Annotated in this window: 5 protein-coding genes; 2 read left to right on the top strand and 3 right to left on the bottom strand. The window is 55.3% G+C overall.

What is annotated here, in order from left to right:
- Positions 1 to 678 precede the first annotated feature (678 nt).
- Positions 679 to 996 (top strand): hypothetical protein, encoded by a 318-nt coding sequence (locus ABLV11_RS06000; protein WP_004108706.1) that lies wholly within the window; start codon positions 679 to 681, stop codon positions 994 to 996.
- 37 nt (positions 997 to 1,033) lie between these two features.
- Here the strand turns inward: ABLV11_RS06000 and ABLV11_RS05995 are convergent, their stop codons facing one another.
- From ABLV11_RS05995 to ABLV11_RS05985, 3 genes are read right to left on the bottom strand one after another with little or no spacing between them, the layout of a single operon-like run.
- Positions 1,034 to 2,158, bottom strand: a complete 1,125-nt coding sequence (locus tag ABLV11_RS05995; RefSeq protein ID WP_023329188.1) for an ABC transporter permease — start codon at positions 2,156 to 2,158, stop codon at positions 1,034 to 1,036.
- On the bottom strand, positions 2,158 to 4,887 hold the full coding sequence (gene rbbA / locus ABLV11_RS05990; RefSeq protein ID WP_004110251.1) for a ribosome-associated ATPase/putative transporter RbbA: 2,730 nt from the start codon (positions 4,885 to 4,887) through the stop codon (positions 2,158 to 2,160). Before rbbA ends, ABLV11_RS05995 begins: the two co-directional genes overlap by 1 nt.
- Complete coding sequence (locus ABLV11_RS05985) at positions 4,884 to 5,951, bottom strand: HlyD family efflux transporter periplasmic adaptor subunit (RefSeq protein WP_023329190.1); 1,068 nt, start codon at positions 5,949 to 5,951, stop codon at positions 4,884 to 4,886. Before ABLV11_RS05985 ends, rbbA begins: the two co-directional genes overlap by 4 nt.
- A gap of 532 nt (positions 5,952 to 6,483) precedes the next feature.
- Here ABLV11_RS05985 and ABLV11_RS05980 point away from each other — a divergent pair.
- A complete protein-coding gene (locus ABLV11_RS05980; RefSeq protein WP_004108697.1) occupies positions 6,484 to 7,881 on the top strand; it encodes a diguanylate cyclase in 1,398 nt (465 codons plus the stop codon).
- Positions 7,882 to 8,166: the final 285 nt, after the last annotated feature.

The following is an 8,166-nucleotide window of genomic DNA, read 5'->3' as shown; positions in this document are numbered from 1 at the left end:
CCATCCTGACGGATGGGCTTTTTGCGTTTTTGTCGTCTGAAACTGCCGGACATCGTTCTCCCTGTATCCAATATCCCTCATGAATCCTGCCGGATTTATGCTGTCCGAGGGTATCGCTGGCTCTCATGCGCAGAATCTATACAGATAACGTTTTATCTTTTATTGCCTGCATCATCCTTGTGAGCGTCTCTGTTTCTGTGGAGGCCGCCCCGAAAACTACCAATTAGCCGCTACGAAGAATGAAAATACATTTATGGCAGCGTAATTATTTATTGGAAAATAATCGACGATAAATTCGCTTTCTGAATGAAATAATATCCTGAGGCGTTTTTTTCTATTGATTGGCAATTGACAAAGAAATAACCATATATATAAACCTGCTTCTTAATATTTAATGTGAATTATTTTAAGAATATTTCTGTACTAATTCTTAAGTTACTCTAATGTAAATATATTAACAAACAGGTGAGAAAGCTTCGCGACGCGGCGGGCTATGGGCATAACCGCTGGACTTTTTCAGCGAAATGTCTTAGTGTCCTTAACACTTTGTTAACTCGATCTGGTTTAAGTTAATTCAAATTTGCTAAAAACATAGGGTGCATTGCCTGTATGGAAGCTAACCCGGTAACGTCTTTTGACGAATAATGCATGTTACCGGCTGGCAATATGAGAATAGTAATGAAAATTCTGATTAACTGGCCTCCTTTGCGCCAACTGATAAATTATATCCAGGAGCGTTTTACCTTTCTGGTTTTGCTCTGCTGGCCGGCGATTATCTGGCTGGTTTGTTGGCTGCTCGTATGGCTAACGGAGAGTGTAATGACGATGCTGGGCAAGTCGGTAGACCACTCATTTACCGTGAATTTACAGCCTTTTATGACGCTAAGTACGCTGCTGCGAATCTCCGTTAGCTGGGTGCTGCTGCTATTTATCCTGTTCAGCATGGCGATGGGATTCACCTGGCTCCTGCGGCGCTTTATGAACCGTAAGAAATAGAGCCGGTACGGCGACAAGCGGCGATACCGGCATGACCTCAGGCCATTTCCCCGATCGTCTTACGAAAACGCAGTAGCGCGATAGTAAAAAACACGCCACCGATAGCCAGCAGCGTCAGAAACTGCGGCCAGACGATAGAGAAATCAGCGCCTCGATAAAGAATAGCCTGCGCCAGACTAACAAAGTGGGTTGTCGGCATGGTGAGCATAATGTCCTGTACTGCCTGCGGCATACTTTCGCGAGGCGTGGAGCCGCCGGATAGCATCTGCAGTGGCAAAAGCACCAGAATCATCAGCAGCCCCAGCTGCGGCATTGAACGCGCCACCGTCCCCATAAAAATGCCGATTGAGGTGGTAGCAAACAGGCTCAGGGCTACCCCCAGCATAAATAGCGGTATTGAGCCCTCTATCGGTACCTGCAGAACCCCCTGAACCATCAGCATCAGCGAGAGCCCGGAAACCACCAGCACCACCAGCCCCATTGACCATATCTTTGCCATCATGATTTCGAACGGCGTGACCGGCATAACCAGCAGGTGCTCCACGGTACCATGTTCCCGCTCGCGTATCAGCGCCGACCCGGTCAGCACGATCGCCAGCATGGTGATATTGTTAATGATTGCCATGACGGCGCCGAAACGCTCCTGCTCCAGATTCGGGTTAAAACGCATTCTGACGGCCAGCTCAACCGGCAGCGTGCCGTTGTCCCGGTAGCGGGCGACAAAGCTGTTCACCTCGCCGGTGACAATATTCTGGATATAGCTATTGCCGGTAAACGCCTGGCTCATTCGCGTCGCGTCCACGTTAACCTGCAGCTCGGGCTGGCGTCCGGCCAGAACGTCGCGCTGAAAATCCGGCGGAATATTGATGGCGAAAGTATACCGCCCCGCATCCAGTCCGGCGTCCATCTCATCAGCTGTAATCAGCTCCGGAGGCAAAAACCAGGGCCGGTAAAAACCATTGATGATACGCGATGAAAGCTGCGACTTATCCATGTCGGCAATAGCGATGGGCGCCAGATGCAGCGAACCCGGCATGACGGTTGCGGAGGAGTAAACCGAGACGGTAAAAGCGAAGACAATTAACGTCAGCATCGCTTTATCGCCCAGCAGGCTACGGAGCTCTTTCATTCCCAAATTATAAATATTGCGTAGTCCGCGCATTATCCCTCCTGTTTTTTCAACAGCCACACGCTCAGGCCCAGCACCAGCGGAACCGCGATAAGTAGCGGAATAAAGGATCCCCACAGGTCGGTCAGATTCAGCGCTTTGGAAAACGTTCCTCGCGCAATCGTCAGAAAGTGGCTGGTTGGATAAATCTGGCCAATCCAGCGCCCAGGCCCTTCCAGCGAGGCGACGGGGTCGATCATCCCGGAAAACTGCGTCGCCGGGATAAGCGTAATGATCGCGGTGCCGAAAATCGCCGCAATCTGACTTTTCATAAAGGTTGAAATCAGCAGGCCAAGTCCGGTGGCGATAGTGACGTAGAGCAGCGCGGCCAGGGTGAGCGTCAGAAAACTCCCTTTGTGCGGTACGCCAAAGACAAAGACCGACAGTGCGCAGAGCAGAAAGAAGTTAAACATCCCCAGTACGATATACGGCACCTGTTTACCCAGCAGAAATTCGCTGCGGGTGGTTGGCGTCACGTATAAATTGATGATTGAACCAAGCTCTTTCTCGCGGACCACGCTGAGCGCGCTGAGCATCGCCGGGATCATCATCAACAGTAGCGGGATCACCGCCGGAACAATCGCCGGCAGGCTCTTCACATCCGGGTTATAGCGGTAGCGGGTCTCAATGGAAATCAGTGAAGTATCGCGATTGGGGCTAGCCTGGCGGCTGGCCATCTCCTGCAGCCAGGCCAGATGCATGGCCTGCACGTAGCCGCGCACGGTTTCCGCGCGGTTCGGCATCGCGCCGTCCACCCAGACGCCAATTTGCACCGGCGTCCCTCGGGCGATATCGCGGCCAAAGTTGGGCGGGATCTCGATAGCCACCGCCAGCTCGCCGTTGCGCATTCTTCTGTCCAGTTCACTATAGCTTTGTAGCGGTGGCTGTTCGATGAAGTAGCGCGAGCCGGCGATATTTTGCGACCATCCCTGGCTGCTGACGGTCTGGTCGCGGTCGAGCACCGCAAATCGCAGATCTTCGACGTCCATACTGATCCCGTAACCCATGATAAACATCAGGATCACCGTGCCGAGCAGCGCCAGGGTCGATCTAACCGGATCGCGGCGCAGCTCAAGCGCCTCGCGGCGACTGTAGCTAAACAGGCGCTGCAGGCTGAACGCCTGTCGCGGCACACTGCTTTCGGTTTTGTGTTCTATCGCGGGAACCGCTGTAGCCTGCGCATCTGGCGGCTGCGTCGCCTCTGCCGCCTCCTGTAGCCAGGCGATAAATGCCTCTTCAAGCGTGGCCGAACCGCGCTGTTCGACCAGTGCCTGCGGCGTATCGCTGGCCAGGACTTTTCCGGCATGCATCAGCGAAATGCGATCGCAGCGTTCCGCTTCATTCATAAAGTGGGTGGAGATAAAAATGGTCACCCGATCCTGACGGGCCAGATCGACCATTAGCTGCCAGAACATATCCCTGGCCACCGGATCGACGCCGGAGGTAGGTTCGTCAAGGATTAACATTTCCGGGCGATGAATCACCGCGACCGCCAGCGAGAGCCGCTGACGAATACCTAACGGTAGCGAAGCGGGCAGGGTATCCTCTACCTCTTCCAGCATAAAGCGCTGGCTTATTTCGGCGATCCGCCCGGGGATCTCCGCATCCGGAATGTGGAACAGGCGGGCATGCAGCTCAAGGTTTTGCCGTACGGTCAGTTCGCTATAGAGAGAGAAGGCCTGCGACATATAGCCGACGCGGCGGCGGGTTTCGATATCTCTGGGATCGACCGGTTGTCCAAACAGCCACGCCTCGCCTTCGCTGGCCGGTAGCAGTCCGGTCAGCATTTTCATGGTTGTTGATTTGCCGCAGCCGTTAGATCCGAGGAAGCCGAAAATCTCGCCGCGGGCGATGCGAAAGTTGACGTGATCAACGGCGACAAATTGACCGAAGCGCATCGTCAGCCCGCGCGCTTCAATCGCAATTTCGCTTTCATCGGCATTGCGCGGTGGGATGATCACTTCTTTATGCGCCAGGCGCTGGGCTTCGGGAAGCAGAGCGATAAACGCCTGTTCCAGCGTCTGACTTGCCGTATGCGCTTTAAGCTCATCGGCGCTGCCGGTTGCCAGAACTTCCCCCGCGTTCATGGCTACCAGCCAGTCAAAACGTTCCGCCTCCTCCATGTAAGCGGTGGCGACCAGCACGCTCATGTCCGGCTGACGCTGGCGAATGCTGTCGATCAGATCCCAAAACTGCGCTCGCGAGAGGGGATCGACGCCGGTGGTAGGTTCATCAAGAATCAGCAGCTGCGGGTCGTGAATAAGCGCGCAGCACAGGCCGAGCTTTTGCTTCATCCCGCCGGAGAGTTTTCCCGCCGGACGGTCGCGAAACGGCGCCAGGCCGGTACTCTGGAGCAACTCATTGATGCGGATGTCGCGTTCGGCTTTATCATGGCCGAACAGACGGGCAAAGAAATCGACATTTTCATAGACCGACAGGGTATGGTAGAGGTTCTTTCCTAGCCCCTGCGGCATCCAGGCGATTTTCGGGCAGACGTCCCGGCGATGGCGCACATCGCTCATATCGCCGCCGAGCACCATGACGTTACCGTGCTCAATCACTCGCGCGCCGGAGATCAACGATAGCAGGCTGGACTTGCCCACGCCGTCAGGCCCGATCAGGCCCACCATACAGCGGGCGGGAATGCTCAGCGTAATGTCCTTCAGCGCGACGGTTGCGCCAAAGTGCTGGCTGACGTTTTCCAGGCGGGCGACGGTTTTCATTGCGGCAACCTCACCTTCAGCGCTTCAGGCCACGCCTGCTGGTTATCCAGACGGACCCATGCCATACCGGGCAGGCCGGTCTTCACATACTCCAGATGCTCTGCCAGCAGCTCTGGCGGAATGCGGGCTTTCACGCGGAACATCAGCTTTAGCCGTTCATCGCTGGTTTCCACCGTTTTGGGCGTAAACTGCGCCACGCTGGCGACAAAACTGATATTGGCGGGAATCACCAGATTCGGCGCGGCATCAAGGATAATTCGCGCTTCGCTGCCCAGCGCCAGCAGACCCGCCTGCTCGGTCGGCAGGAAGAAGGTCATATAAACGTCGGACAAGTCGACCATATTCAGCACCCGGCCTCCCGCCGCCAGTACCTCTCCCGGTTCGGCAACGCGGTACTGAATACGGCCATCGCGCGGCGCTTTCAGCTCGCTATCGTCGATGTCGGCGATAATCCGCCGTTCGGTCGCCTGGGCGGCCTCGACCCGGGTTTGCGCCTGAATGATGCTGGTTCGCGCCGCCTCAATCGCGGCCCTGGCGGCAGAGACCTGAGCTTTCGCGGATTCCAGCGCCGCCCTGGCGCTTTCTGCCGCCGCCTGGTCGTCATCCAGCTGCTGGGCGGAGACCGCACCGCGCTGCGAGAGCGTGCTGGAGCGGACGTGGCGTTTAGCCGAGGAGTTCAGCTCCGCCTGCCGCTGCTTCACCACCGCTTCCGTGGCGCGCATTTCGCTTTGACGCTGGTCGAGCAGGGCTTTCGCGGCGGCAATCGCGCTCTCTGCTTCCTTGATTTGCGCGGCGGCCTCCAGCCGCTGTTCGTTGAGCACTCGGGTGTCCATACGCGCGAGCACATCGCCCTGACGAACAAACTGCCCCTCTTTGACCAGGATGGTATCGATACGTCCGGCGGTTTTGGTGGCAATATCGACTTCTGTGGCTTCGATTCTACCGTTACTGCTGGCAAATCCTGCCGGAACCCCCGGCGGGCGCAGCATCCACCATGCCGCAGCGGCAATCACCACTGCTAAACCAATAACGTATCCAACCCAACGTCGTTTGATTTTGTCCATACGCGACTCGCTTTTTTCCATTGGCTGAGTGGTGCGCGCTTCTCCTCCGCATGGCGAAGTTTCGTCTCTTCAGGAAAGGGAGGAATCGGGGATAAGGCCAACCGGCGCAGGGTTCCAGCAGCGCTGCTAACCGGTCAGAAGGAGGTGCGATCAATGTGGTCATCATCAGCAATCCTCGCCTTAAATGAAACACGCATATTTATTGCTACCGTCAATGTCATACTAACACCCGCGATGAGTATGTCCATATACAAAGCAGGGTCTTGTCGTTGAGTTAACATAAAAACGGTCCGCAGCGCAGTGGGTCAATATTATCCATTATGCTTATTGGGTTTTATGCTCCGGATACCGGCGCAGATAATCTTTCCGCGCTTCATTAAATCATCGTACATATAAGCTATTTTTCAGCGCTAATAACCAGAGGATATTATTCCCGGGCGACTGGTGCATTTTTAATCTGGTTGCTCCTGGAGAACTGTTGTATGATCGGCGGCCCTGAAAATACACTCACGCCGGGCGAGCGCTTTATTCAATGAAAGATGAAAGCCAAAAATATATCTCAATTATTTTTAAGGAGTGGTTGCCGCTGTACGACAGCCTGACGCCGGAAGTGAGGGCGGTACTTAAAAATATTGCCGGGCAGCAGGCGGAGGCGTTAGCGACCCGTTTTTATGATTTTATTTTCCAGGATCCTGACATCGCGCGGCACCTTAGCTATGACTTAGTTCAGGAACGGCTCAGCAGCTCGCTGGCCGGATGGGTGAAAGATATCCTGATGTGCGATAAGGAAAATTTGCAGGCGCTGGCGGAGCGGCAGTATCTGATCGGCAGCATTCATTCACGCATCGGAATCCCGGCAGAGGCGGTACTTCGCGGCGCGCGCCAGCTGAAAGCCGGGCTGATTGAAAATATCCGCGATAGTCACTTCGATCGCGAGACCAGCGTCGCCGCCATCTACTACGCCATCATGGCCATTAATATGGCGGTAGAAATGATGTGCCATGCCTATACCCTGTCGCACTATCGGGCGACGAAAAATGAAGAGGCCTACCGCCTGTATAGCCTGATGGATAACGTGCCGCTGGAATATGGCAAACAGCAGGCTTCGCTCTCCGGATGGGAAAATACCGCTATTTTTAATATTGTCAGCGATAATAAAACGGATATTAACGGGGCGTTATTATCTGATTCGGAATTTGGCCTGTGGTTCCGCCATAAATGCGTGCGTTATTTTAACAAAAATCCGCAAATGCAGGAAATCGCCGATTTAATTAGCAAGGTGGATGCGCTGTTATCCGCCTGGAAATCCTCATCTGACGGTTCTGAGTATAAAAATACGCAGGCTCTGCTGCAGGGGATCCATATCCATTGCCAGCAGATCGGCAGCCAGCTGGGCGTGCTGTTTAGCAGCCTGTCGCAGATGCAAAGCGGTAAAGATACGTTGACCAGCCTGCTGAACCGCCGCTATCTGCCGGTGGTGCTTAAGCATGAAGTGACGCTGGCGATGGAATATGAACTGCCGATGACGGTGGCGATTATCGATATCGACCACTTTAAAGAGATCAATGATAGCTGGGGTCATATGGTCGGCGACCGGGCGATTAAGCACGTTGCGGAGCTGCTCAGCGATAATATTCGCTCCAGCGATTATATCTTCCGCTACGGCGGCGAAGAGTTTCTGCTGGTGCTGGTGGAGACCGGCGCTGCGGAAGCCTTTACTATCCTCGAACGGCTGCGTAAAAAAATCAGCCAGCTGGCATTTAGCGTTGGCGCTGACAATGAGATTTCGATTACCGCCAGCATCGGCTACGCCGTCCACTCCGGTCATCCGGATTACAATCTGCTGCTGCGCGATGCCGACAGCGCGCTGTACGTCGCCAAGCGCAATGGGCGCAACTGCGTGAAGATGCATGAAGGCGACGGGAATTAATCTGCCAATCTGCCGAGGCCTTCCCGGAGGCGGCGCGCTGCGCCTGTCCGGGCTACCTGACCGCAGGCGGCTGTGCAACTGTAGCCCGGGCAAGGCGCGTCAGGCGCCGCCCCCGGGAGAGACATGGCAACGGCTTTCAACGCGGAGAGCCTTTCCGGAGGCGGCGCGCTGCGCCTGTCCGGGCTACCTGACCGCAGGCGGCTGTGAACCTGTAGCCCGGGCAAGGCGCGTCAGGCGCCGCCCCCGGGAGAGATATGGCAACGGCTTTCAACGCGGAGATATTTC

This window comes from Klebsiella sp. GW_Kp181 (assembly GCF_040062315.1).
In the GTDB taxonomy this organism is placed as follows: Bacteria; Pseudomonadota; Gammaproteobacteria; order Enterobacterales; family Enterobacteriaceae; genus Klebsiella; species Klebsiella oxytoca.
The sequence above is the reverse complement of the archived record's forward strand: the minus strand, read 5'-3'. Positions and strand labels throughout refer to the sequence as shown.

What these genes read in the sequence shown, in the direction of transcription:
- ABLV11_RS06000 (WP_004108706.1), top strand. Translation starts at nt 679, where the DNA reads ATGAAAATTCTGATTAACTGGCCTCCTTTGCGCCAACTGATAAATTAT.
- ABLV11_RS05995 (WP_023329188.1), bottom strand. Translation starts at nt 2,158, where the DNA reads ATGCGCGGACTACGCAATATTTATAATTTGGGAATGAAAGAGCTCCGT.
- rbbA (WP_004110251.1), bottom strand. Translation starts at nt 4,887, where the DNA reads ATGAAAACCGTCGCCCGCCTGGAAAACGTCAGCCAGCACTTTGGCGCA.
- ABLV11_RS05985 (WP_023329190.1), bottom strand. Translation starts at nt 5,951, where the DNA reads ATGGACAAAATCAAACGACGTTGGGTTGGATACGTTATTGGTTTAGCA.
- ABLV11_RS05980 (WP_004108697.1), top strand. Translation starts at nt 6,484, where the DNA reads ATGAAAGATGAAAGCCAAAAATATATCTCAATTATTTTTAAGGAGTGG.